Annotated in this window: 22 protein-coding genes and 1 rRNA gene; 7 read left to right on the top strand and 16 right to left on the bottom strand. The window is 44.5% G+C overall.

Translation table 11 applies throughout. The features are described from left to right. A 16S ribosomal RNA gene (locus IQ209_RS13495) occupies positions 1-89 on the bottom strand; the annotation flags it as partial. A gap of 366 nt (positions 90-455) precedes the next feature. Next, a complete protein-coding gene (gene gmhB / locus IQ209_RS13490) occupies positions 456-1022 on the bottom strand; it encodes a D-glycero-beta-D-manno-heptose 1,7-bisphosphate 7-phosphatase (protein WP_193851789.1) in 567 nt (188 codons plus the stop codon). Positions 1023-1200: 178 nt separating this feature from the next. On the opposite strand from gmhB, the gene metN reads away from it, so the two are divergent. The 6 genes from metN (at position 1201) to proS (ending at position 6873) form a co-directional block, all read left to right on the top strand. Next, the gene (gene metN, locus IQ209_RS13485; RefSeq protein WP_193851788.1) at positions 1201-2232 is read left to right on the top strand and encodes a methionine ABC transporter ATP-binding protein MetN; all 1032 of its coding nucleotides are present in this window, start codon (positions 1201-1203) and stop codon (positions 2230-2232) included. Next, entirely contained in the window at positions 2225-2878 is a 654-nt protein-coding gene (locus IQ209_RS13480) for a methionine ABC transporter permease MetI (protein WP_193851787.1), read from the top strand. Before metN ends, IQ209_RS13480 begins: the two co-directional genes overlap by 8 nt. Before the next feature lie 166 nt (positions 2879-3044). Next, positions 3045-3860 carry a MetQ/NlpA family lipoprotein gene (locus IQ209_RS13475; RefSeq protein WP_193851786.1) on the top strand — a complete coding sequence of 272 codons (816 nt, stop codon included), beginning with the start codon at positions 3045-3047 and terminating at the stop codon, positions 3858-3860. 88 nt (positions 3861-3948) lie between these two features. Further along, positions 3949-4344, top strand: a complete 396-nt coding sequence (gene rcsF / locus IQ209_RS13470) for an Rcs stress response system protein RcsF (RefSeq protein ID WP_193851785.1) — start codon at positions 3949-3951, stop codon at positions 4342-4344. A gap of 22 nt (positions 4345-4366) precedes the next feature. Then, positions 4367-5074, top strand: a complete 708-nt coding sequence (gene tsaA, locus IQ209_RS13465) for a tRNA (N6-threonylcarbamoyladenosine(37)-N6)-methyltransferase TrmO (protein WP_193851784.1) — start codon at positions 4367-4369, stop codon at positions 5072-5074. 77 nt (positions 5075-5151) lie between these two features. Next, complete coding sequence (proS, locus tag IQ209_RS13460; protein WP_193851783.1) at positions 5152-6873, top strand: proline--tRNA ligase; 1722 nt, start codon at positions 5152-5154, stop codon at positions 6871-6873. 77 nt (positions 6874-6950) lie between these two features. On the opposite strand, the gene nlpE is transcribed toward proS, so the two are convergent. Next, complete coding sequence (gene nlpE / locus IQ209_RS13455; protein WP_339378883.1) at positions 6951-7637, bottom strand: envelope stress response activation lipoprotein NlpE; 687 nt, start codon at positions 7635-7637, stop codon at positions 6951-6953. A gap of 306 nt (positions 7638-7943) precedes the next feature. On the opposite strand from nlpE, the gene rof reads away from it, so the two are divergent. Beyond that, positions 7944-8207 (top strand): Rho-binding antiterminator, encoded by a 264-nt coding sequence (gene rof, locus IQ209_RS13450; RefSeq protein WP_193851781.1) that lies wholly within the window; start codon positions 7944-7946, stop codon positions 8205-8207. Positions 8208-8336: 129 nt separating this feature from the next. Here rof and tilS read toward each other — a convergent pair whose 3' ends face one another. The 13 genes from tilS to cdsA all read right to left on the bottom strand — a co-directional run bounded on the left by tilS (position 8337) and on the right by cdsA (position 24772). Then, positions 8337-9683, bottom strand: coding sequence for a tRNA lysidine(34) synthetase TilS (tilS, locus tag IQ209_RS13445; RefSeq protein WP_193851780.1), 1347 nt, complete (start codon positions 9681-9683; stop codon positions 8337-8339). Between the two features lie 32 nt (positions 9684-9715). Then, on the bottom strand, positions 9716-10633 hold the full coding sequence (locus tag IQ209_RS13440; protein ID WP_193851779.1) for a DMT family transporter: 918 nt from the start codon (positions 10631-10633) through the stop codon (positions 9716-9718). A 214-nt stretch (positions 10634-10847) separates the two neighbouring features. Next, positions 10848-11807 (bottom strand): acetyl-CoA carboxylase carboxyl transferase subunit alpha, encoded by a 960-nt coding sequence (gene accA / locus IQ209_RS13435; protein ID WP_193851778.1) that lies wholly within the window; start codon positions 11805-11807, stop codon positions 10848-10850. Positions 11808-11819: 12 nt separating this feature from the next. Next, complete coding sequence (gene dnaE, locus IQ209_RS13430) at positions 11820-15302, bottom strand: DNA polymerase III subunit alpha (RefSeq protein ID WP_193851777.1); 3483 nt, start codon at positions 15300-15302, stop codon at positions 11820-11822. 27 nt (positions 15303-15329) lie between these two features. Beyond that, positions 15330-15923, bottom strand: a complete 594-nt coding sequence (gene rnhB / locus IQ209_RS13425; protein ID WP_193851791.1) for a ribonuclease HII — start codon at positions 15921-15923, stop codon at positions 15330-15332. Then, positions 15920-17104, bottom strand: coding sequence for a lipid-A-disaccharide synthase (gene lpxB / locus IQ209_RS13420; protein ID WP_193851776.1), 1185 nt, complete (start codon positions 17102-17104; stop codon positions 15920-15922). The genes rnhB and lpxB overlap by 4 nt, the downstream gene beginning before the upstream one ends. Positions 17105-17111: 7 nt before the next feature. After that, positions 17112-17909 carry an acyl-ACP--UDP-N-acetylglucosamine O-acyltransferase gene (gene lpxA, locus IQ209_RS13415; RefSeq protein WP_193851775.1) on the bottom strand — a complete coding sequence of 266 codons (798 nt, stop codon included), beginning with the start codon at positions 17907-17909 and terminating at the stop codon, positions 17112-17114. Positions 17910-17912: 3 nt separating this feature from the next. Continuing rightward, positions 17913-18365 carry a 3-hydroxyacyl-ACP dehydratase FabZ gene (gene fabZ / locus IQ209_RS13410; RefSeq protein WP_193851774.1) on the bottom strand — a complete coding sequence of 151 codons (453 nt, stop codon included), beginning with the start codon at positions 18363-18365 and terminating at the stop codon, positions 17913-17915. A gap of 162 nt (positions 18366-18527) precedes the next feature. Further along, positions 18528-19556, bottom strand: a complete 1029-nt coding sequence (gene lpxD, locus IQ209_RS13405) for a UDP-3-O-(3-hydroxymyristoyl)glucosamine N-acyltransferase (RefSeq protein WP_193851773.1) — start codon at positions 19554-19556, stop codon at positions 18528-18530. A gap of 4 nt (positions 19557-19560) precedes the next feature. Continuing rightward, positions 19561-20058 carry a molecular chaperone Skp gene (skp, locus tag IQ209_RS13400; RefSeq protein ID WP_193851772.1) on the bottom strand — a complete coding sequence of 166 codons (498 nt, stop codon included), beginning with the start codon at positions 20056-20058 and terminating at the stop codon, positions 19561-19563. 72 nt (positions 20059-20130) lie between these two features. After that, positions 20131-22512, bottom strand: coding sequence for an outer membrane protein assembly factor BamA (gene bamA / locus IQ209_RS13395; RefSeq protein ID WP_193851771.1), 2382 nt, complete (start codon positions 22510-22512; stop codon positions 20131-20133). Between the two features lie 34 nt (positions 22513-22546). Beyond that, on the bottom strand, positions 22547-23899 hold the full coding sequence (rseP, locus tag IQ209_RS13390) for a sigma E protease regulator RseP (protein ID WP_193851770.1): 1353 nt from the start codon (positions 23897-23899) through the stop codon (positions 22547-22549). Between the two features lie 9 nt (positions 23900-23908). Further along, on the bottom strand, positions 23909-24772 hold the full coding sequence (cdsA, locus tag IQ209_RS13385) for a phosphatidate cytidylyltransferase (RefSeq protein WP_193851769.1): 864 nt from the start codon (positions 24770-24772) through the stop codon (positions 23909-23911). Positions 24773-24774: the final 2 nt, after the last annotated feature.

Here is a 24774-nt window from a genome sequence, read left to right as displayed (position 1 = left end):
AAGCACGCTTTCCCCCGCTGCCGCCCGACTTGCATGTGTTAGGCCTGCCGCCAGCGTTCAATCTGAGCCATGATCAAACTCTTCAATTAAAAGTTTGATGCTCAAAGAATTCTACTGTTAGTTCATAATGAATTAACTGCTTAGTCACTCTTTAAGACTTGAATCTTGCTCGCCTTTCGGCGTATCGATAGTCTCTTGCGAGTGCCCACACAGATTGTCTGATTAACTTGTTAAAGAGCGTTGGCAACCGGAAATCACTTCCGGGTTGCGAGGCTGCGTATCTTACGCTTTCCTCTTACCGTGTCAAGCCTTATTTTTCAGGGCTTTTCACGTTGTCATCCCGACCGGTTTGTGTGTTTGTCGTGACAACGGAAGCGCATTATAGGGAGCCTTCTAATTTAGGCAAGTCTTTTTTGTGATTTTTTATTTAAGCGTTCACAATTTAGCCCAAAAGGTCATTTTTGCCTATTTTTTATTACATTTGGCAAGTCTGACAGACTATTAATGACCAAATCCGCAGCTTGTTCTGCCTCTTCTGTTATCGGTTTTCCTGTGCGAACGAGAACGCTGGTTCCAACTTTCGCAGCTTTGGCTGCCAACATATCTTCTATTTTGTCTCCTACCATATAAGAAGAAGACATATTGATATGTAATTCTTTCTGCGCATCTAACAACATACCTGGTTGTGGTTTACGACAGTCACAGCTCTTCCTATATTCTTCATCCTCTGCTTCTGGATGATGCGGACAATAATAGATGCCATTAAAATCAACACCTCTATCCGCCAATGACCAATCCATCCACTCTGTTAATTGCATAAACTGATCTTCAGTAAAAATCTTACGAGCAATACCTGACTGATTGGTCACCAAAACCAGAGCATAGCCCATTTTTTTCAATTCCAGCATGGCTTCAATAGCACCATCAATAAATTGAAAATTATCTATCTCATGTACATAACCATGATCGATGTTAATTGTGCCGTCACGATCTAAAAATACGGCGGGAATACCTTGAGTCACCTGATTACTCCAAGAATGTACCAAGTGGACAGTATCGCATGATTTATTACTGATTGAGAATGCAGCATTTAATTTATTCCTAGTTGACTTAGACGTCTAGACGCCTTAACATCCACTTTAATTCATGACTTGTTGAAATGTTCTCAAGTCATTCATCTTTACATCTAATAAGAAAAAAATGATAAGACTGACTCAGATAAATAAGATATTTCAACAAGGAAAGCGCACGATAAAAGCGCTTTCAGATATCAACCTACATGTCCCGCAGGGGCAAATATATGGCGTTATTGGTTCTTCGGGTGCAGGCAAAAGTACCTTAATTCGCTGTGTGAATATGCTTGAACGGCCAACTTCTGGTCAGGTATTAGTGGCAGGGCAAGATCTCACTTCTCTTTCAGAACGTGAGCTTACTCGTGCCCGTCGCCATATTGGTATGATTTTCCAGCACTTTAATTTGTTATCATCCAGAACCGTGTTTGGCAATGTTGCGTTACCTTTGGAACTTAATAACACACCTAAAGCCGAAATAAAGGCCAGAGTTAACGAATTACTAGAGTTAGTTGGCCTTGCTGAAAAACATGATGCTTATCCTGCCAATTTATCAGGTGGTCAAAAGCAGCGTGTTGCGATTGCACGGGCCCTGGCAAACTCGCCCAAAGTGCTTTTGTGTGACGAAGCCACCAGCGCTCTGGATCCAGCAACAACACGTTCTATTCTGGAATTATTAAAAGACATTAACCGTCGCTTGGGTTTGACCATTCTTCTTATTACCCATGAAATGGATGTCGTTAAACGTATTTGTGATCAAGTTGCTGTCATCAGTGGTGGACAATTGATCGAACAAGATGTTGTGAGCGAGATATTTTCGCATCCCAAGACACCGGTTGCTCAGGAATTTATCAAATCTACGTTGCATTTGGATATTCCAGAAGATTACTTGCAGAAGTTGCAACCGGAATACGCGCCTGATCGCAGTCCATTATTGAAGCTGGAGTTCACAGGTAAATCCGTTGATGCACCTGTAATCTCGATAGCCGTTCGCCGTTTTAATATCGACATCAGCATATTAAGTTCCCAAATTGACTATGCCGGTGGTGTTAAATTTGGGGTTATGCTGGCTGAATTAGATGGGGAAAGCGATAGCATCAAATCAACAATTGCATTTTTAGAAGAGCATCATGTGAAAGTAGAGGTTCTCGGTTATGTCTGAAGGAATGATTTTATTAATGGCTAAAGGAGTCTGGGAAACCCTCGTCATGACTTTCGTCTCTGGTTTCTTTGGCTTTGTTATTGGATTGCCGGCGGGTGTGCTTCTATATGTTACTCGCCCTGGGCAGATAATTGAAAATGGTACGTTTTATCGCATACTTTCTGCATTGGTAAATATTACGCGTTCAATACCTTTTATTATTCTATTGGTATGGATGATCCCATTTACCCGTCTGATTGTGGGAACATCAATCGGTTTGCAGGCAGCCATTGTTCCGCTGACTGTGGGTGCTGCACCATTTATTGCCCGCATGGTGGAAAATGCATTATTGGAAATTCCGACTGGTTTAATTGAAGCAGCGCGTGCAATGGGAGCAACCCCATTTCAAATCGTCAAAAAGATCTTATTGCCGGAAGCATTACCCAGTTTGCTTAATGCCGCCACTATCACTTTAATTACATTAGTTGGCTATTCCGCAATGGGTGGCGCTGTTGGTGCCGGTGGTTTGGGCCAGATTGGCTATCAATATGGTTATATCGGCTACGATGCAACAGTGATGAATACCGTATTAGCATTATTAGTTGTTTTAGTGTTCTTGATTCAGGTCGGCGGTGATCATTTAGTGAAAGCCGTTAATCGCAAATAAATTATTTTCAACAAAGTGGCAAGGCTTATACCTATACCCGACAAATTTCAAGTTGCTGCTTTATTGGCTGCAATTTGAAAGATGAAGGGAATAAGAGCCTCATTATAGTAGTACGCAGTAACTTGATAAGACAGGTTATAAATCAGTATTCAATAGGGGTGAAAATATGTCAGTAAAATTGAAATCTATTGCAGCAATCAGTGCATTGTTAGGTACATTAATTCTTGCGGGTTGCGGACAGGAACAACGTGATCCAAACCATATCAAGGTTGGCGTTATTGCAGGACCTGAACTTAAAGTTGCTGAAGTGGCTAAACAAGTGGCTAAAGACAAATATGGCCTTGATGTTGAGCTGACGACATTCAATGATTACGTTCTGCCAAATGAGTCATTGAGTAAGGGGGATATTGATGTGAATGTCTTCCAGCATAAGCCTTTTTTAGATCAGCAAGTGAAAGAACGTAACTATAAATTAGCCATTGTTGGTAACTCTTTCATTTTCCCAATGGCGGCGTACTCCAAAAAAATTAAGTCACTGGATGAACTGCAAGAAGGTTCTCAAATTGCCATCCCTAACGATCCGACGAACCAAGGCCGCGCTCTGTTGTTATTACAAAAACAAGGTCTTATCACTCTGAAAGAGGGTGTGGGTCTACTGCCAACTATTTTGGACATTACCAGCAATCCTAAGCACCTGGATATCGTACAGTTGGAAGGTCCACAATTACCACGTGCACTGGACGACCAAAAGATTGTTTTCGCTATTATCAATAATACCTATGCGGGGCAAATTGGTTTAACTCCAGAGCAAGATGGCATCTTTGTTGAAGATAAAAACTCACCTTACGTCAATATCATTGTCAGCCGCGAAGACAATAAGGACGCTGAAAACGTGCAAAAATTTGTGAAAGCGTATCAGTCTCCAGAAGTAGCAAAAGAAGCCAATGAAGCCTTTAAGGGGGGAGCAATAAAAGGCTGGTAATCTTTCCTATTTAGTTAATCAAGCTTAAAATCATTGGGTGGATATAAAAATATCCACCCATTTTTAATTTTAATGAGGATTCAACTCGATGCGTGTGTTATCTGTCTGTTTCATAGCGCTCTTTATAGCTGGGTGTACTTCACCATCAACCCAGTTCAATAAATCTAGTATGTCAGATCCGAAGTTGAAACATCAGTCAGTCAAAAAAAGCAAGGTATCCTCTTATGTTCGCCTCTATACCAAGCCGGATGAGCTTTTAGGTTTACCATTTAAAGAGTTAGGTATTGTAGCCGGAGAATCCTGCCGTAATACGTTGCAAGACTCTCCCGCCAGTATTGCAACCGCACGACAAAATATGCTGGCAAAAGCCTCTTATCTAAACGCAAACGCAGTCTTACTTCATCAATGTGCAATTTTACCGGGTCAGGGTTGCTACCAAATTGCTATTTGTGAAGGCACTGCATTACTGACAACCAATAAATAATTGTTATTAATAAAAAGCGCTCATGGCAGATTTTCATTTTACGCAAATAGGGACCATTCATTCTCCTTACAAAGAGAAATTTGCCATTCCCCGTCAACCGGGTTTGGTCGAAGATGGTAAAGGGCAGCTAGAGTTACTTGCGCCTTACAATCAGGTTGATGCAGTACGCGGGCTGGAGCAGTTCAGTCATTTATGGATTATTTTTGTTTTCCACCAAACCATGAATGGTGGCTGGAATCCATTAGTGCGCCCACCCCGTTTAGGCGGAAATGCCAAAATGGGTGTTTTTGCCACTCGTTCAACCTTCCGCCCCAACCCAATTGGCATGTCACTGGTAGAATTGAGAGATATTCAGTGCAAGAACAACCGAGTCATTCTGGAACTGGGTAGTTTGGATTTGGTGGATGGGACACCGGTTATCGACATCAAGCCTTACCTGCCTTTTGCCGAATCACGACCAGAAGCCAAGGCGGGTTTTGCCCAAGCCGCACCAGAGGCAGATATGACAGTGAATTTCTCACCAGAAGCGGAATACCAACTTTTATCCCACAAAACCCATTATCCTCATTTGAGGCGCTTTATCAGCCAAGTATTGGCTCAAGATCCTCGTCCTGCCTACCGTAAAAAAGCGCAGGAAGACCGCATATATGCTGTTCATCTCTTGGATTTTAACGTCCGCTGGCGCGTTTTTAATGCCATAACCGAAGTGGTTTCTATCGAACACCGCTAAAACTCCTTTTGACATCGCAATCTCACTGGTAGACTAGCGATTTGCCTTTATTTTTCGCTATCCAATGGAAACTTACTATGCGTACTAGCCAATATCTGCTCTCTACGTTAAAAGAGACACCTGCTGATGCAGAAGTCGTCAGTCATAAACTGATGCTTCGTGCTGGAATGATCCGTAAACTCGCTTCAGGCCTGTACAACTGGATGCCAACAGGTGTTCGCGTATTGAAAAAAGTTGAAAACATTGTTCGTGAAGAGATGAATAATGCGGGAGCGGTTGAGGTTTCCATGCCAGTCGTTCAGCCAGCAGATTTGTGGCAGGAAAGTGGCCGTTGGGAACAATATGGCCCAGAATTACTGCGTTTTGTTGATCGCGGTGAACGCCCTTTCGTTTTGGGACCAACCCATGAAGAAGTTATCACTGATCTGGTTCGTAACGAAGTCACTTCCTATAAGCAGCTTCCACTGAACCTGTTCCAGATCCAGACCAAATTCCGTGATGAAGTTCGCCCACGTTTTGGTGTCATGCGTTCACGTGAATTTATCATGAAAGATGCATACTCTTTCCACACCAGCCAGGAGTCCCTGCAAGAAACTTACGATAAAATGTACGATGCCTACAGTAAAATCTTTACCCGCATCGGCTTGGATTTCCGCGCAGTTCTGGCTGATACGGGTTCCATCGGTGGCAGTGCTTCCCATGAATTCCAGGTCCTGGCAGACAGCGGTGAAGATGATATCGTTTTCTCTACCGAGTCTAATTATGCGGCTAATATTGAATTGGCTGAAGCAGTCATGCCATCTCAAGAGCGTGCGGCTCCGTCTGAAGAAATGCGTCTGGTCGATACACCAAACGCCAAAACCATTGCTGAGCTAGTAGAACAATTTAATCTGCCAATTGAAAAAACCGTTAAGACTCTGATCGTTCATGCCGCAGAAGAAAGCGGGCATAAATTAGTTGCCTTGCTGGTACGTGGTGATCATGAACTGAATGAGATCAAGGCAGAAAAACTGTCTTTGGTCGCCAGCCCACTGACTTTCGCGACCGAAGAAGAAATCCGTACCATCGTGGAAGCAGGCCCTGGCTCTTTAGGTCCAGTCAATCTGCCCATGCCTGTCATTATTGACCGCAGCGTATCTATCATGAGTGATTTTGGCGCAGGCGCTAATATTGATGACAAACACTATTTCGGCATTAACTGGGAGCGTGATTTACCACTACCAGAAGTGGCTGATATCCGTAATGTCGTTGAAGGTGACACCAGCCCAGACGGTAAAGGAACACTGTTAATCAAGCGTGGTATTGAAGTTGGTCATATCTTCCAATTAGGCACCAAGTATTCTGATGCCTTGAAAGCCACTGTGCAAAATGAAGATGGACACAATCAAGTTATCACTATGGGATGCTATGGTATTGGTATCACCCGTATCGTTGCAGCAGCCATTGAGCAGAACCACGATGATCGTGGCGTTATCTGGCCAGATGCTATTGCCCCATTCCAAGTGGCTATTCTGCCAATGAACATGCACAAATCTTACCGCGTGAAAGAAGTCGCTGAAAAATTGTATGCCGACTTACGTGCCAGCGGCATTGATGTCATTTTTGATGATCGTAAAGAACGCCCTGGTGTTATGTTTGCTGATATGGAACTGATCGGTGTACCACATTCCCTGGTTATCGGTGATCGTAACTTAGATAACGGTGAGATCGAATATAAATACCGCCGTACTGGTGATAAACAGATGCTGAAACTGGAAAATATTGTTGATTACCTGAAAGGCCATATTCAACAAGCTTAATTTTGTTTGTCAGCTTTTAGAAAACCTGCGTAATGAATACGCAGGTTTTTCAATAGATTATGCACCGCTGTTGTGTGTTATTTCTTAGTATGGCAGGAAGAGGCTTTATCAAAATGAATTTTACCTGTTTGGACCACGGCATTATCAAACAAGCCATCTTCCATTGAAGGACGAACCGTATAATAGCCTTCTATTTCCACATAAACAGGGGTTCCACCTTCTACGCCCATGGCGCTATAGCCACGTTCTAAATCGATATTTTCCGCAGCATCATAACGCTTTCCTGTACCACATTCTGTAAAGAGAGCGGAATCAGCAAAATAGCTGTATTCTCCGGCCAGTTTTTTCGGTTTGACTTTATCTAATTCATAATTGAAGCTTGATTGAATTGGCTCGCCGTCGATATCCAGCATAACCAAATTTTCGCCTTTCATCTGATAATAAGATTTTTGGCCATCTTGCTGACTTAAGACAATCTTTTTACCGTTTATCACCCAATGACCGGTTTCAAAAAACGTATTTTCTTCATTTTTGGCTTCTAAATAGGTTTGCCCCAATATATATGTCCCATCTTTAGCAAGTTGTAAGGTAGTCTCGATACCTGCACAATCCGCACAAGGTACAACACCACTAAACACGTTTTCGGTTGGCGGAGACTTTTCCTCAGATACAAGGCTATCCTGGGTTACGGAGGTATTCTGGCATCCTGTAGCGGTGAATACACCAGCAACCAACAATGCAAGCAATATTTTTTTATTCATCATTTGATCCAATAAATTCAAAAAGATAATTACCGACTTCCAAGCAAAGCATAAACTTTACCTAATAAAATTGACATTACTCTACTGGGTTCCAAAATGCACGGAGAGAGCAATCGAATAGCATGACTTTATTTTATTGCATACTGGTAAGATACAGATTTCATCCGCTTTCTGTTTCAACGAAAGTCTCACCGACTTATTCGTATAACGGGAAGCTTACTGTGCTATAGTCGTAAGTAGCATTTTGCATTTGATTTTGGTCAATCACGGGCGGCACGATAACCGCCACTAACATAGTGGTGAGCAAATATGTCTATAGATAACGAAGAATATCAACCAATTAACTGTGATGATTACGATAACCTTGAGCTAGCATGCCAACGCCAGCTACACTTGCATCTCCAATTGCGAGATGGTGAAACACTTGAAGGAAAAGCTAATAAGCTGATTTTAAGAAAAAAAATTGAATATCTTCTCGTCGATTCAAATGAAGGAACCCGTGAATTAAGGTTAGATTACATTATTAGTTTCAGCAATCCAGAAATTGGAACGATTGTTATCGAGCATTCTTAAATCTGATCGCGAATAACGATTAGCACCTTCTGCCCAAAGTCCTTATTAAGATAAGGACTTTTTATGTAAAAATATTTATAAATCAAGGAGTAATACTCTACAACCCACGTTATGTCACTCACCCTGCCATTAAATATGGTGGGTAATTTTCTTCCACTGAACTGAAATTCCTTCGTTATCAGGCAAATTCTGCCCTTCTTTAGTGATGAAAACCCCCAACGCGGCTATCAGTTTTTCGTTGTAATAGAGCAAAGGTGTTCTCTCTCTGAGCCAAGGCGCAACCCCAAATTCTTGCCACAGTTTTTTACTGTGGCGGGAATGTTGTCGTCCCACAATACTAATATTCCCCTGAACACCAAAACGAATTGTCACTTGCTCATTAGCGGTTGGCTTTCTGACTGTCATGCCATTTTCTTTAGCGCAGAGCAGCGTTCCCAACCCATCTGGTAACGTCAATGCCTGTTGTAAATCCCATGCAAGAATAGTTCCCGCCAGATTTTGATATTGCGGAAGTAACCAAAGTTGCTGCCGATAACGACGAATATCATAGTGCCCTAACCTAAAACGCGGTTCTGCATCTTGTCTGGCGAGTGCCACTTCTGACCAAATACGTTGAAGCTGCTCTCGTGCCGGCATTTTTACCCCACACTGACTGAGCCATCGCCGCAACAATGCATTTCGTTTTGCCTCAGAACTGCTTTCCAAAGGAGGAATAGATATCGAACCTTCTGCGGTAATCAATGAATCCAAAGACTCTTGCAGCAATTCATCCAGTAATTGTTCTTGCTCACCACACAAGCTGGCGCTACGGGAAACTGCCTGGGGGAAATGAGGCCAACGCTGATTGAGTAATGGCATGATATTCAGACGCAGGAAATTACGGTCATAACGATCATCTTGATTACTGTCATCCTCTACCCATGGTAATTTTTGTATCAGTGCGTATTCTTCCAATTCTGCACGGCTTACATTTAACAATGGACGAATTAATGTCGTTCCTGCAAATGGCATTCTGGCAGGCATGGAAGATAATCCCGCCGGGCCACTGCCCCGTTTCAATGCTAATAAGAACGTTTCTGCCTGATCATCAAGATGTTGTGCCGTGATTAAAATTTCATCCGGTTGTAACTCACGTTGGAAAGCGTGATAACGTGCATTTCGAGCCGCAGCTTCAATCCCATTCTGGCGAGTATTAAGCTGAACTTTTTCGGTTCGGAAATCCACCTGCCAGTCAGCACAAACCTGACGGCAATGCTCGCCCCATAAATCCGCCTTTGGATTTAAGCCATGATGAATATGGATTGCCCTTAACGCCATTCGTTCACGACTCAATTGATAAGATTGGATTCGCAAACGAACAAGCAAATGCAGCAATACCGTGGAATCTAAACCGCCACTAAATCCGATCAAAATCTTTTTATGCTGACCAATTTGCTCTGCCAACGCCGTGAGTAGAAGATCATGAGTACTTGCCATTATAGAGCCAAACCTTTTTTCATTTTGCCTGATCAATCCTCAATCAGATCATCCATCAATTCATCTTGTTCAGAAGTCTTTCTCTTAGCACTGATACAGAGTAATCCAGAAATGATAACCAACACTAACCCAATCACATAAGCAGGGACAAACGCATCACCAAAAAACAAAATAATCCACATCATCGACAAGACGGGTGATAAAAATAAGATTGAGGCAATCTTATGAGAATCTGGGCTATTCATGGCCTTGAACCAAATAATATAAGAGACTCCATTCAGTATGATGCCATTAAGCAATGTTGGCATCAGTGAATCACCGACAGGTAAATTAATGCTACTAAAAGCAAACATAAATACCGAAGAGACAAAGGTAGAACAGAGGAATACCCAGAATGTACTAATATAGGGATCAATAGCAAATTGCCTCGATAATACCGACATTAATGCAAAACAAAATGATCCACTAAATACCAACAACAATGCCTGCGGATGCTCTACCGCAATTTCGGTAATATTTCCTTTCGTGAAAGTGATCACAACAGCCATAAAACCCATGGCAATGCCAATCATTTGCCTGATCGTTAATTTTTCTTTAAACAGGAAAAATGACAATGCAATAATCATTAACGGCCAGCTATATTGGATCACCAAAACAGCAACACCATTTTCAATGGAATAACCATAGTAAAGCAGCAAATAGAAGAAACAATCCAAAGCACCTAAGATCAAAACCTTAAGCATAACGGGCAAAGGAATGAATAAAATGCCCTTCCAACTTCTCCCCATCATGAGAGCAACGACAAATACCGCTAAAACAGACAAAATATTTGACCAGAATAAATATTGAAAGTGATCCATTTCTTTCTGACCAAAACGCGATATAGAAGGAATAAAGCTCCAGATAAACACGCAAGAAAACGCATAAATAATATATTTATATTTGGCCATAGAAAACTCAACTTATTATTTTAAAGCCCAGCCCACAAGGCACCCATTCCATCCCAATATCATTGGGCATGATAATATTAGATTAGATACGCCGTGATGATTTCGCCCTCACAAACAGCAAAACAGGCGGAAATACCAGGGAGCTATCACTCCTTAGTATTTCCACCTGATAAATACGTTCAAGCCGCTATTAGCGATTCAAATATTTCAGATCTTAGCAGTAACCGTATTGCATTAAACGTTCATAACGACGGTTAACTAATTCTTCACTGTCCAGTTCACTCAATTCAGAAAGATCAGCCAACAATTGAGCCTTCAAGGTTTCGGCGATTTTTTCATAGTGACGGTGTGCTCCGCCCAATGGTTCAGGAATAACAGTATCAATCAGATTCAATTCTTTCAGGCGTGGTGCGGTATTCCCCATTGCTTCAGCCGCCAATGGTGCTTTTTCAGCGCTTTTCCACAAAATGGAAGCACAACCTTCAGGAGAGATAGTAGAGAAGGTGCTGTATTGCAACATGTTGACTTTATCACCAACACTAAGCGCCAATGCACCACCAGAACCCCCTTCGCCAATCACAGTACAGATGATAGGTACAGAAAGATGAGACATTTCACGCAGGTTACGTGCAATAGCCTCTGACTGACCACGCTCTTCTGCACCTACCCCAGGATAGGCACCAGGAGTATCAATGAAAGTAATGATTGGCAATTTGAAACGTTCGGCCGTTTCCATCAACCTCAGCGCCTTACGATAACCTTCCGGTGATGGCATACCAAAATTACGGCGGATCTTCTCTTTGGTTTCACGCCCTTTCTGGTGGCCTATTATCATGACAGGACGGCCATCAATACGCGCTAATCCTCCCACAATAGCCTTGTCATCTGCGTAAGCACGATCACCCGCTAACTCTTCAAAGTCAGTAAATATACGCTGAATATAATCCAGTGTATAAGGACGCAGAGGATGGCGTGATAGCTGGGAAATTTGCCATGCCCCTAAATCAGCGAAAATTTTGCGAGTCAGCTCCAGGCTTTTTTCCCGCAGACGCTGGACTTCTTCATCCAGATTGATATCTAGCTTTTCATCTTGACGGCTAACTGCGGTAAGCGAATCAATTTTCGCTTCCAGCTCGGCAATCGGCTGTTCAAAATCCAGAAAATTCAGACTCATAATGTTCCTATTCTAGTCAAATTCTAATTCTACCTGCTCATTACCCAGCAGAGTTCGCAGATCGGTCAAAAGGGTGTCTGTTGGCGTTACCCGCCATGTCGCCCCGAATCGTAAACGGGCGCGGGCATCTACCCGCTGGTAATAAAGATGAACCGGTATCGTACCTGAACGGTGTGGCTCCAATGCACCACGAAGACGGCTCAATAATTGTTCATCAATTTGCCTGTCTGATAACGAGATAGCAAGCCCACGTGCAAATTTTTCACGTGCCTCGCTGATATCCATTAATTCACGAACTGTCATTTTAAGCCCACCGCTGAAGTCATCAAAGCTGACTTGTCCGGTAGCAATCAAAATTTTGTCCTGTTCCAATAAATGCTGATACCTTTCCAGCGCATCAGAAAACAGCATGACCTCCAGGCGTCCTGAACGATCATCCAATGTACTGATACCAATCCGGTTTCCCCGCTTGGTCGTCACTATTTTGGAAGCTAATACCAAACCTACCACAGTTGTTACCTGGCCACGAGGTGTCGGGTTCACATCTTTTAGACGCAATCCATTGGTATATCGTTCAATCTCTTTCAAATAACCTGTGATTGGGTGTCCCGTTAAGTACAAACCCAGAGTCTCCCGCTCACCATCCAATACCACCTGATCTGGCCATTTCGGAGTACTGGCATAGGAACGCTCAACTTGTTCTGGTTCTTCAGCCAACACACCAAACATATCGGTTTGCCCTGTAGCTTCGGCTTTGGCATGTTGATCCGCTGCTTTCAGCGCTCCTTCCAGGGAAGACATCAGTGCCGCACGATGTGGCCCCAACCGATCAAAAGCACCGGACATGATCAGTTTTTCCATCACCCGACGGTTTATTTTTTTGGTATCAACACGTGCGCACAGGTCGAATAGCTCTTTGAAATGCCCCTCTTTCTGTCGGGCTTCGAGAATCGCTTCAATCGGTCCTTCACCCACACCTTTAATCGCACCAATGCCGTAAACAATTTCGCCATCATCATTGACATGGAAATGATACAAGCCGCTATTAATATCAGGAGGAAGAACTTTCAGCCCCATGCGCCAGCACTCATCCACCAGCCCAACGACTTTTTCAGTGTTATCCATATCCGCTGTCATTACGGCAGCCATAAATTCTGCTGGATAGTGCGCTTTCAACCATAACGTTTGGTAAGAAACCAGTGCATAAGCTGCGGAGTGAGATTTGTTAAAGCCATAACCCGCGAATTTCTCTACCAAATCGAAGATTTTCATGGCGAGCGTACCATCAACGCCCTGTTTTACCGCTCCCTCTTCAAATACCGACCGCTGTTTAGCCATCTCTTCTGGTTTTTTCTTACCCATCGCACGGCGCAACATATCTGCCCCACCAAGGGTATAACCAGCCAAAACCTGCGCAATCTGCATCACCTGTTCCTGATACAGAATGATACCGTAAGTCGGCTCCAATACAGGTTTTAAGGATTCGTGCTGCCATTCAACATCAGGATAGGAAAGTTCTTCCCGACCATGTTTACGGTCGATAAAGTTATCTACCATGCCTGATTGCAACGGCCCAGGACGAAACAGTGCCACCAATGCGATCATGTCTTCAAAACAGTCAGGGCGCAGACGTTTGATTAAATCCTTCATTCCGCGGGATTCAAGCTGGAATACGGCCGTGGTTTCAGAGCGTTGCAGCATATCGAAACTTTGCTGATCATCCAGCGGAATAGCTGCAATATCAATCGGTTCCAGCCCTTTTCTGGCACGACGTCCATTCACCATCTCAAGTGCCCAGTTGATGATGGTCAGGGTTCTCAGGCCAAGGAAGTCAAACTTAACCAGGCCTGCGTATTCCACATCGTTTTTGTCAAACTGGGTAACCGGGTTTTGCCCTTCTGGATCACAATAAATCGGTGCAAAATCAGTAATTTTAGTTGGTGCAATAACAACACCACCGGCATGCTTACCTGCGTTACGAGTGACACCTTCCAGTTTGCGCGCCATGTCTATCAGCGCTTTAACCTCTTCATCCGCTTCGTAAATTTCAGGTAACTGTGGCTCGGCGGCAAACGCTTTTTCCAGTGTCATACCCGGATCAGAAGGCACCAGTTTCGATATCCGATCCACAAATCCATAAGGGTGCCCAAGTACACGCCCAACATCGCGGATAACCGCTTTCGCCGCCATCGTACCAAAAGTGATGATCTGCGATACCGCATCTCGCCCGTACATATCTGCAACGTGATCGATAACCTGATCACGTTTTTCCATACAGAAATCGATGTCAAAATCGGGCATGGAAATACGTTCAGGGTTAAGGAAACGTTCGAACAGCAGATCGAATTCCAGCGGATCGAGGTCGGTAATTTTTAACGCATAAGCCACAAGGGAGCCGGCACCAGAGCCTCGCCCTGGACCAACGGGAACACCGTTGTCTTTCGACCACTGGATAAATTCCATTACGATCAGGAAGTAGCCAGGAAATCCCATCTGGTTGATAACGTTCAGCTCAATATCAAGACGCTCATCATATTCTGCACGTTTTTGCGCCCTGACTTCTGGATCGGGATAGAGAAATTCCAGACGTTCTTCCAACCCTTCCTTGGATTTTTCAATGAGAAAATCTTCAGTACTCATTTCTCCCGTCGGAAATTGCGGCAGGAAATATTCACCAAGACGGATCGTGACATTACAGCGTTTAGCAATTTCTACGCTATTTTGTAGCGCTTCAGGAATATCTGAGAAAAGCTCGCACATCTCCTGCTCGCTGCGTAGATATTGCTGAGGGCTGTAATTTTTAGGACGTTTCGGATCAGACAGTGTATAACCATCGTGGATAGCAACCCGAATCTCGTGAGCTTCGAAGTCTTCGCTTTCAAGAAAACAAACGTCGTTGGTTGCCACAACAGGAAGATTTTTTTCTGACGCCAGTGCCACTGCCGCATGAAGATAGTTTTCTTCATCCTGACGTCCAGTACGGATCAACTCAAGGTAATAGCTGTCAGGAAAATGTTCCTGATAAAAATCGAGGCATTGCTCCACCATCGCACGATTGCCACGCAACAGGAATTTACCCACATCCCCCATGCGCGCACCCGACAGCAGGATCAACCCTGTTTTGTATTTCACCAGCCATTCCCGCCGGATAGTCGGGCCAATCGCGCCATAACCTTTTTGGTAAGCTTGAGAGATCAGCAAAGTCAGATTTTGGTAACCTTCATTATTACGGGCAAGGATCGTCAGATGGGCATATTCATCCCCCAACAAATCACTTTCCACATAAAAATCTGCACCAATAATGGGCTTGATACCGGCACCATGAGCGCTGCCATAGAATTTCACCAATCCACATAAATTGGTAAAATCCGTGATCGCAAAAGCTGGCATCCCCAATTTGGCGACTTTTTTCACCAATGGGCCGATCTTAGCCAAGCCATCAATCATTGAATAATCACTGTGAACACGTAAGTGTACAAAACGTGGTTCTGTCATAATCTGTCCAGATACTTACCCCAGATTTTATCCAAGACCTAGCGCCCGTTTAACTGGCGCAAAACTCTTACGATGATGCTCCGTAGCGCCCAAAGAAGCCAATTTTTCCAGATGCAGGGCGGTTGGATAACCTTTATGTTGCGCAAAACCGTAGCCAGGGAACTGTTTATCCAGTTCTGCCATTTCCCTGTCACGTGTTACTTTGGCAAGAATGGAGGCGGCGCTGATTTCTGCAACCAGGCTATCGCCCTTCACGACAGCTTGGGCTGGCATGGCTAATGCCGGACATCGATTGCCATCAATCAGAACATAATCCGGTATGAGTACCAACCCCTCAACGGCTCTTTGCATAGCCAGCATGGTGGCGTGGAGAATATTAAGCTGATCGATTTCTTCCGGCTCTGCACGCCCCAGGCTCCAACACAAGGCTTTTTCTTTTATTTCCCAATATAGGGCTTCACGGCGCTTTTCCGTCAGTTTTTTCGAATCCATCAAGCCAGCAATGGGCTTAGCCGGATCAAGAATAACCGCCGCAGTCACTACAGCCCCTACCAATGGGCCACGCCCAACTTCATCAACACCGGCAATCAAATTCGCCTGTGGATAAACAAAATCCATTATCTTCTCGCTAATTCCAGAACGGCTTGCGCAGCCTGTTCATCGGCATCACAGCGAATGCTTTCATGCAAATGCAAGAACGTTTGTTTCAACGCTTCCACATCTGCACCACCTTGCACAAGAGGTAACAGTGCCTCTGACAATGCCTGAGGTTCGCATTCATCCTGTAGTAATTCTTTGACTAATTCTTTTCCTGCCAGCAAATTAGGCAAAGAAACATACGGTGTTTTCACCAAACGTTTTGCCAGCCAAAATGTAAAAGGTTTCATTCTATAGCCCACCACCATTGGGCATTTGGCTAGCATACATTCCAGCGCAGCCGTACCGGATGCCAGTAAAGTAGCATCACTGGCAATCATGGCTTCACGCGCTTTGCCATCCAATAAATGGAGCTGCAAATCCGGTGCTATCTCGTTTTTAATGCGCTGAAACTGTTCACGCCGTTTGGCATTAACCAGAGGAACCAATACATGCAAGTCGGGAAATTTTTCCCGCAATAATTGTGCGGCTTTTAAAAAGTCAGCACTGAGCATCTCTACTTCAGCATGACGACTGCCAGGCAAAATCGCCAGACAGTGCGCAGCCAAGGAAATATCCAATATTTTTCTGGCGGCGGCTTTATCGGGTTGCAAAGGCATCGCATCTGCCATTGTGTGCCCAATAAATCGGCACGGAACGTTAAATCGATCGTAGAAGGCTTTTTCAAAAGGTAAAAACGCCAATACCAAATCCGTTGCCCGCCCCATTTTAAACACTCGTTTCTGACGCCATGCCCATACTGATGGGCTAACGTAATGGATCGTTTTAATTCCCTGCTGTTTAAGCCTGCCTTCCAAAGTAATGTTAAAGTCAGGTGCATCAATGCCAATAAACACATCAGGCTGCAACGCGGTAAAACGCGCGGTTAAGTCTTTGCGTATTTTCAACAAACGGGGTAAACGTCCCAAAACTTCAACGATCCCCATTACGGCCAGCTCTTCCATCTCATACCAGGCTTCACACCCTTCTGCCTGCATAAGTGGACCAGCAACACCCACAAAGCGGACGTGCGGAATTTTTGCTTTCAATGCGCGGATCAGCCCTGCCCCAAGGATATCACCGGATGTTTCTCCGGCGACCAAACCAATTGTCAGCGTGCGCTGATTATCAACAGAAGAAAAGGTAGTCAAAGGAATATCCTTCATCTACTTATTAACGAATGATGCCACGGCTGGATTTTACGGAATGTTCCAGAAAATCACTAAATACTTTCACATGCGGGTTGTTTTCCGCCTGGAGATCAATCTCTTGTCTGGCTTCTTCCAATGTTTTTCCGCTGCGATAAAGCGTCTTATAGGCATGACGAATTGCATGCAGAGATTCTTTGTCAAACCCACGACGTTTCAGGCCTTCGATATTCAGCCCGAAAGGTGTTGCATGGTTTCCCTGTGCAATGATGTAAGGAGGAATATCCTGAGCAACGCCGGAACAACCACCAACCATCACGTGGGAACCAATTTGACAGAATTGATGCACGGCTGTCATTCCACCAATAATGACATAATCACCCAAAATAACATGTCCACCCAATGTCCCATTGTTCGCAATAATACAATGATCACCAATGATACAGTCATGGGCGATATGGGCGTTGATCATCAACAGATTGTCACTACCAACTTTAGTCACACCCCCACCCTGAACAGTGCCTCTGTGGATAGAAACACTTTCACGAATGCGATTACGGTCACCAATTTCAACGCGGGTTGGTTCACCCTGATATTTGAGATCCTGATTGACCTCACCAATGGAAGCAAATTGATAAATCTGGTTATCACAACCAATTTTAGTTATCCCATTAACCACAACATGGGATTTCAACTCAGTCCCTTCACCAATCTCAACTTGGGCACCGATATAACAAAATGGGCCAATGCGAACATTGGCACCAATAACAGCACCCTCTTCAATAATGGAAGAGGGATGAATAACAGCGGTCTGATCAATCATGGATTAAGCCTCACGACGGCGAGCACACATCATTTCAGCTTCGCAAGCCACTTCTCCATCGACTTTCGCTACGCCCCTGAAACGCGCAACACCGCGACGTTCTTTAATAAATTCTACTTCCATGACCATTTGATCACCTGGCAGAACCGGACGCTTAAAGCGAGCGCCATCAATCGCTGCAAAGTAATACAATTCACCTGGCCCCAGTGATCCAACACTTTTGAACGCCAGAATGCCGGTAGCTTGAGCCATTGCTTCAAGGATCAAGACGCCAGGAAAAATAGGCTTACCAGGGAAGTGTCCCTGAAAGAATGGTTCATTAAATGATACATTCTTGACTGCGCGCAGAAATTTACCTTCCTCAAAGTCTAAGACGCGATCTACCAACAAAAATGGGTAGCGGTGAGGCAGTAAATCTAAAATCTCTTCAATTTGCAGAGTATGATTATCACTCATCTAAATACTCTTCCTGTCATATAAGAATCATAATATTAACGACACGGCCTGCGTTAACTCCAAATTCAGAGCTATCAGGCAGGCCGCAAAAATCAAAAGCACAACCAAAAATGCTAATTAAAAACGTTTAATCAAAAATGTCTATCCAAAATGCGGGTATGATTACTCGTTTTCACCTTCCAGTTGACGTTCAACTGACTTCAAGCGCTTATTCATCTCATTGATGTTCATGATTAAAGCGGCAGTCTTGCGCCAAACTTTGTTCGGTTGTAACGGGAACCCCGATGAGTATACGCCAGGCTCTGTGACTGAACGTATCACCATGCTCATACCCGTCACGGTCACTTTATCACAGATTTCCATGTGCCCATTGATGACACTGGCTCCACCAATCATACAGTAACGGCCAACTTTCAAACTACCCGCCATAATGACGCCACCCGCCACTGCGGTGTTGTCTCCTATCGTCACGTTGTGGGCAATCTGACATTGATTGTCTATGATAACACCATTACCGATGACAGTGTTATCCAATGCGCCGCGATCAATTGTTGTGCAAGCGCCGATTTCAACGCGATCTCCGATGATCACTGTGCCTAACTGTGGAATTTTAACCCAATTTCCACGCTCATTGGCATAACCAAAACCATCAGAACCGATAACAGTCCCTGACTGGATCAAACACGACTCACCAATTTCAACATTGTGGTATATCGATACATTGGCCCAAAGACGGGTTCCTGCACCAATCCGCGCATTTTTTCCAATAAAACAACCCGCACCAACGATAACATTATCACTAAGCATAACGCCGGATTCGATAACCGCATTTGCACCAACCGCCACATTTTTGCCCAGTACCGCCTCAGAGGAGATAACGGCTGATGGGTGGATATCCTGTGCAGGTTTCGGGGTCGTATCCATAATTTGCGCCATGCGTGCATAGGCAAGGTAAGGATCATTAACCACCAACGCGGCAACTTTGCAGTGAGGGAGGTCTGCTTCACGCAGCACAACAGCCGCAGCCTGACAGGTAGCAAGTTTGTCAGTATAACGACTGTCGGATAAAAATGTAATTTGCTCGTTATTTGCTGAATACATCGGCGCAATACCGGCGATGACAATATCGCCATCACCGTGCAATTGCGCATTCAACTGCTGAGCGAGATCAGCCAATCGAATTGAAACCATTTACTTACTTAACCTGTTTCAGTACTTCGGCAGTGATATCTTTACCAGACGTAGAATACACCACGGTATTCGCATCCAGAACCAGATCGTAACCTTCTTTGCCCGCAACCACTTTAACTGCATCCTGAATACGGTTCAGAATCTTACCGCGTTCTTCCATCTGACGACGGCGGTTGTCGTTTTCAAAACTTTGCGCTTTCTGAGCAAAGTCATCACGTTTCGCCATCACTTCTTTTTCCAATTTTTCGCGTTCACTGGCCTTCATGGTTGAGCCATCACGCTGTAATTTTTGGATTTTAGTTTGCAGCTCAGATTCCATACGTTGTAATTCGGTTGCGCGGCCTTTAAATTCGTTTTCCAACTGTTTTGCCACAGCTTCACGGGCAGGTAACTGTTGAAAAACTTCAGCAACGTTCACTAAAGCTATTTTATCTGCCGCCTGCGCACCCGCAGAAAACGCTAATGCGATCCCCAAACCTGCTGCACACAATATTTTCTTCACTATAAACTCCTTTGACCTACGCTATTTTTACATATTAATAATAGGGCGATTTTTACCAAAAATGATTAATAATTACCAAACTCCACCAATATTGAACTGGAACTGCTCCGCTCTATCACCTGCATATTTCTTAATGGGCTGCGCATAAGAGAAGCTCAATGGTCCTAATGGTGATATCCATTGCAAAGCAATACCGGCCGAAACCCGGATGTTATTTGGCTTGCTGTAGTCCGGCAACCCAGCGTCAGTCTTATCCCAATTGGTGTCCCACACGGTCCCCGCGTCCACAAATAGCGAAGTTCGCAGAGAGTTGGCATATTTAGCATCCAAGAACGGTGTCGGGGTAATCAGTTCGAAACTCGCAACCGCGGTCGCGTTACCTCCTACTGCATCACGGGATGGGCCATTTTTCTCTGGATTACCACTTTTATCTAGATAAACCGCTTTCGGGCCAATATTATTCGAGCGAAAGCCGCGAACACTGCTGGAACCACCGGCATAGAAGTTTTCATAGAATGGCATTTCCTTGCCACCAAAACCACCACCATATCCCAGACGTGTACGTCCCATCAGCACCCATGCGTGATCATCATCCAATGGATAATAAGCGGCTGAGTTCCAGGTGATTTTATAGAACTGGTTGTCTGAACCAGGAATGGTCACTTTCGTATCCAGAGAGGATTTCAGGCCAGATGTCGGGAAGAAACCACGGTCAAGGTTGTTGTAAACCCATCCTACTGTGACGGTGAAGTCATTAGAATCAAATTTCGCTTTGTCTTCAAAATTTGGATGTTTACCCATTTTACTCCAATAACGCCACATCGCGCGCTGTGGTCGCATGTTAGACAGAGAGTTATGGATATAACCCAGTCTAAACGACAGGCCGTTATTTTCATTCAATGGGAAGCCGAGCGTTCCCTCAGTACCGTATGCTTTATTGGTATAATTCGAAAGATCAGCATCATCAGCGCGGAAATCGTTATAGAACACACGCCCACCCAAACTGACACCATCGACAGTGAAGTAAGGGTTAGTCATCGATAAATCGGCGGATGTTGAATAGTCATTTTTACTGGCGTTGATGCTCATGGAGTTCCCTGTTCCCAGCCAGTTGGCCTGCTGAAGACCAACCTGGAAACCCATGCCACTTTCTGTGCCGAAACTCACACCAAAGTTCATAGAACCCGTATTGCGTTCTTTGACTTTGTAAACCACATCAACTTGATCTGGACTGCCTGGTACACGTTCCGTTTCCATATCAACAGACTCAAAATACCCTAATCGATTGAGGCGTTCTTTACCCTGTTCAACCAAATCACTCCCCAGCCAAGCGCCTTCCATCTGACGCATTTCACGGCGTAATACCGAATCTTTACTCACATCGTTGCCTGAAAAACGGATTTTACGCACGTAGAAGCGATTGCCAGCATCAACATTCACATGCAGCTTAACCGTCTTATCGGCGTCATTGATTTCAGGTTGGGTCATTACGCGAGGATAAGCATAACCGTGGCGACCAAGCAGGTTTTTGATGGCGGTTTCCATCTTGGTGACTTCTGCACCGTTATACAGCGAACCTGGTTCGATTTTAGTCAATTCTTCGATTTGGGACTGGTAACCCGCTAAATTACCATTCAAATCAACCCCAGCGATTTTATACTGATCGCCTTCGGTGATATTGACAGTGACATAAATACCTTTCTTATCTGGTGTCAGGTTAACTTGAGTTGAGTCAATATTGAAACGAGCATAGCCTCGATCAAGATAGAAACTGCGCAAGGTTTCAAGGTCACCTGCCAATTTTTGTTTCTGGTATTTCTGGTCAGCCGTCACGTTCCACCAAGGAACATCATCCCTCAGTTGGAACTGGTTAAGCAGCTCATTGGTTGAGAAGGATTTATTACCAACAATATTAATTTGTTGGATCTTGGCAGAAACCCCTTCAGAGAAAACAAGCTTCAAATCAACACGGTTACGGGGCAGTGGCGTGACAACCGCTTTTACTGTCGCGTTGTATTTACCCACACTGTAATAGAAATCTTCCAGTCCCTTCTCAATATTGGACAGCATAGTGCGGTCAAGGGCTTCACCAACACGAACGCGAGAGGCTTCAAGGTTTTGCCTGAGCATATCATCTTTCACCGATTTGTTGCCGGTGAAAGTAATGCTGGCGATGGTTGGCCGTTCTTTTACCTGAACAACAAGTGAATTGCCATCACGTAAGACACGAACATCTTCAAAGTTTCCAGTTGCGAACAATGAATGAATTGTGCGGCTAAAATCTTCATCACTAACCGTATCACCCACTCGAACTGGCATGTTCAGTAATGCTGCACCAACGGTGACGCGTTGAAGACCCTCAAAGTGAATGTCCCGAACTACGAATCCGTCTGAACTGTATGCAGTGGCGCTGCCGAACAGCAGCGACGCTATGAGCAACTTTTTCATCGCCATCGTTGTTATGCGTTTTCCTAACCGGTCTCCCACCTTAAAAGCGGGAGAAATCATTGAAAAGTGCAAGCCCCATTAATAACACCAGTAATATAGCACCAATGCGATAACTGAAGTCTTGTACACGCTCGGAGACTGGCCCCCCCTTGATCTTTTCGATAGCAAGGAAAAGCAAGTGTCCACCATCTAGTACAGGTAATGGGAACAAATTAATGATCCCAAGATTGACGCTAATCAGCGCCAAAAACATTAAATAATACACCAAGCCAGAATCAGCCGATACTCCGGCGCCTTTAGCAATGGAAATCGGGCCGCTCAGGTTATTCAGTTTTAAGTCACCCACAATCAATTTGCCGATCATATTGACAGTCAGCTTCATTAATTGCCACGTTTTGTCTCCTGCCTCATAAATGGCAGAAAAAGGTCCATATTGCTGAATAACCTTGTATTCATCCGCCAATGGAATGATTTTCAGTTCGGTGCCAGCAAACCCCTCCTCATGGCCGTTGGATAATTTTCTGACTTCAGGGGTCAGGGACAAGGAGAGCATTCCCCCCGCTCTCGCAACGTCCAATTTTAGAGGAACATTAGGATTCTTCCTGACAAAAGATGAAAAAGTGTGCCATACATCGACATCTTGATCGTTGACTTTAACGATCCTGTCCCCACTTTGTAAACCTGCTTTTTCAGCGGCTGAAGCAGGATAAACTTTTTCCACTTGCGAACTCAGCCGTGGTACAACAGGCATAATGCCCAAAGACAGCAAAACATCCTGCTTGGACGGATCAAAGGTCCATTTACTCAAATCCAGTGTTTTTTGCACATTATCAGGCACATTCAGAGGCAAAACATCCATAGTGACCGATGTCGCCCCCACTTTACCTATCATGACAAGACGTACTGAATTCCAATCAGGAGTTTCGATACCATTAACGGCTTTTAGTTCCATTCCAGGCAAAATATTTGCCTGTGCAGCAATCGAGTTTGGCTTAACATCCAACACTACCGGGCGTACAGATGGCACGCCAATCACAAAAACCAGCCAATAAGCGATCACCGCCAGAATGAAGTTTGCGATTGGTCCAGCGCTGATAACTGCCGCGCGCTGGCCAATGGTTTTGTTATTGAATGCCATATGACGACGTTCGGCAGCAACTTCCCCTGCCCGCTCGTCGAGCATTTTGACATATCCACCAAGGGGGATAAGAGCGATAACGTATTCGGTTCCCTGTTTATCTGTACGACGCCAAAGCACCTTGCCAAATCCGATGGAAAAGCGTTCAACATAGATACCGCATCGTCTGGCAACCCAAAAATGACCAAACTCATGCACTGTGATGAGAACACCCAAAGCAACAATAAATGCAGCCAGATTCCAGAGAATATCCATTACGTACCTTCAGAGAGTAAATCCAGAAGAAATCAACATAACCAGCCCAGCAAACACTGGAACTGCCGCAGTTAGACTATCGACCCTATCCATGACACCGCCATGCCCAGGAATTAATTGACTACTGTCTTTGATCCCAGATTCCCGCTTGAACATACTTTCAGTTAAATCACCAAAGACCGAGGCAATGACCACCACCGCAGAAATCAGCAACAAATGTTCTGGCATCGCGGGGACAGGAGCAAATTTACCGAACAACCACGAAATCAGTGCAGCCGTTAATAACCCACCAACCAACCCCTCAAGCGTTTTGCCAGGGGATACTTTTGGGGCCATTTTATGTTTACCCATTGTACGGCCAAAAATATAAGCGCCTGAATCGGCAGCCCATACCAACAGCATGACGTACAGCAACCACCATGCGCCATCATAGGGATTATTTTCATAGCCCTGGGTGCGCAGTACCATCATCCCACAATAAAATGGCACGATAGTCATAACCCCGAATAGCAGACGCAAGGCAACCGACGATTTCCAGATGGACGCAGAAGCCGGGTAAGTCACCACCAATAAAATGGCGACCACCCACCAAAGCATGCCAGCCCACAACAGGTACACAATTTGTGGTTTTTCAATGAGGTGAAAAAAATCTGACAAAGAGTACTGCAAGGCTAATAGCCCTATAGCAAATAACACAGCCAGCGTAATGCGTTTGACTTGAGTGAAGAGACCTGCAAATTGCCCCCACTCCCATGCAGCAAGTGCTGAAACAGCAATGACAACTAACCCAAATCCTGCTGGGGGGAGGAAAAACAGCGCTACAATAACAAGTGGAATCAATATCAACGTAGTTAAAAGACGGTACTTCAGCAAGT

The sequence above is a fragment of the Xenorhabdus sp. BG5 genome, from assembly GCF_015163665.1.
Lineage (GTDB): Bacteria > Pseudomonadota > Gammaproteobacteria > Enterobacterales > Enterobacteriaceae > Xenorhabdus.
The sequence above is the reverse complement of the archived record's forward strand: the minus strand, read 5'-3'. Positions and strand labels throughout refer to the sequence as shown.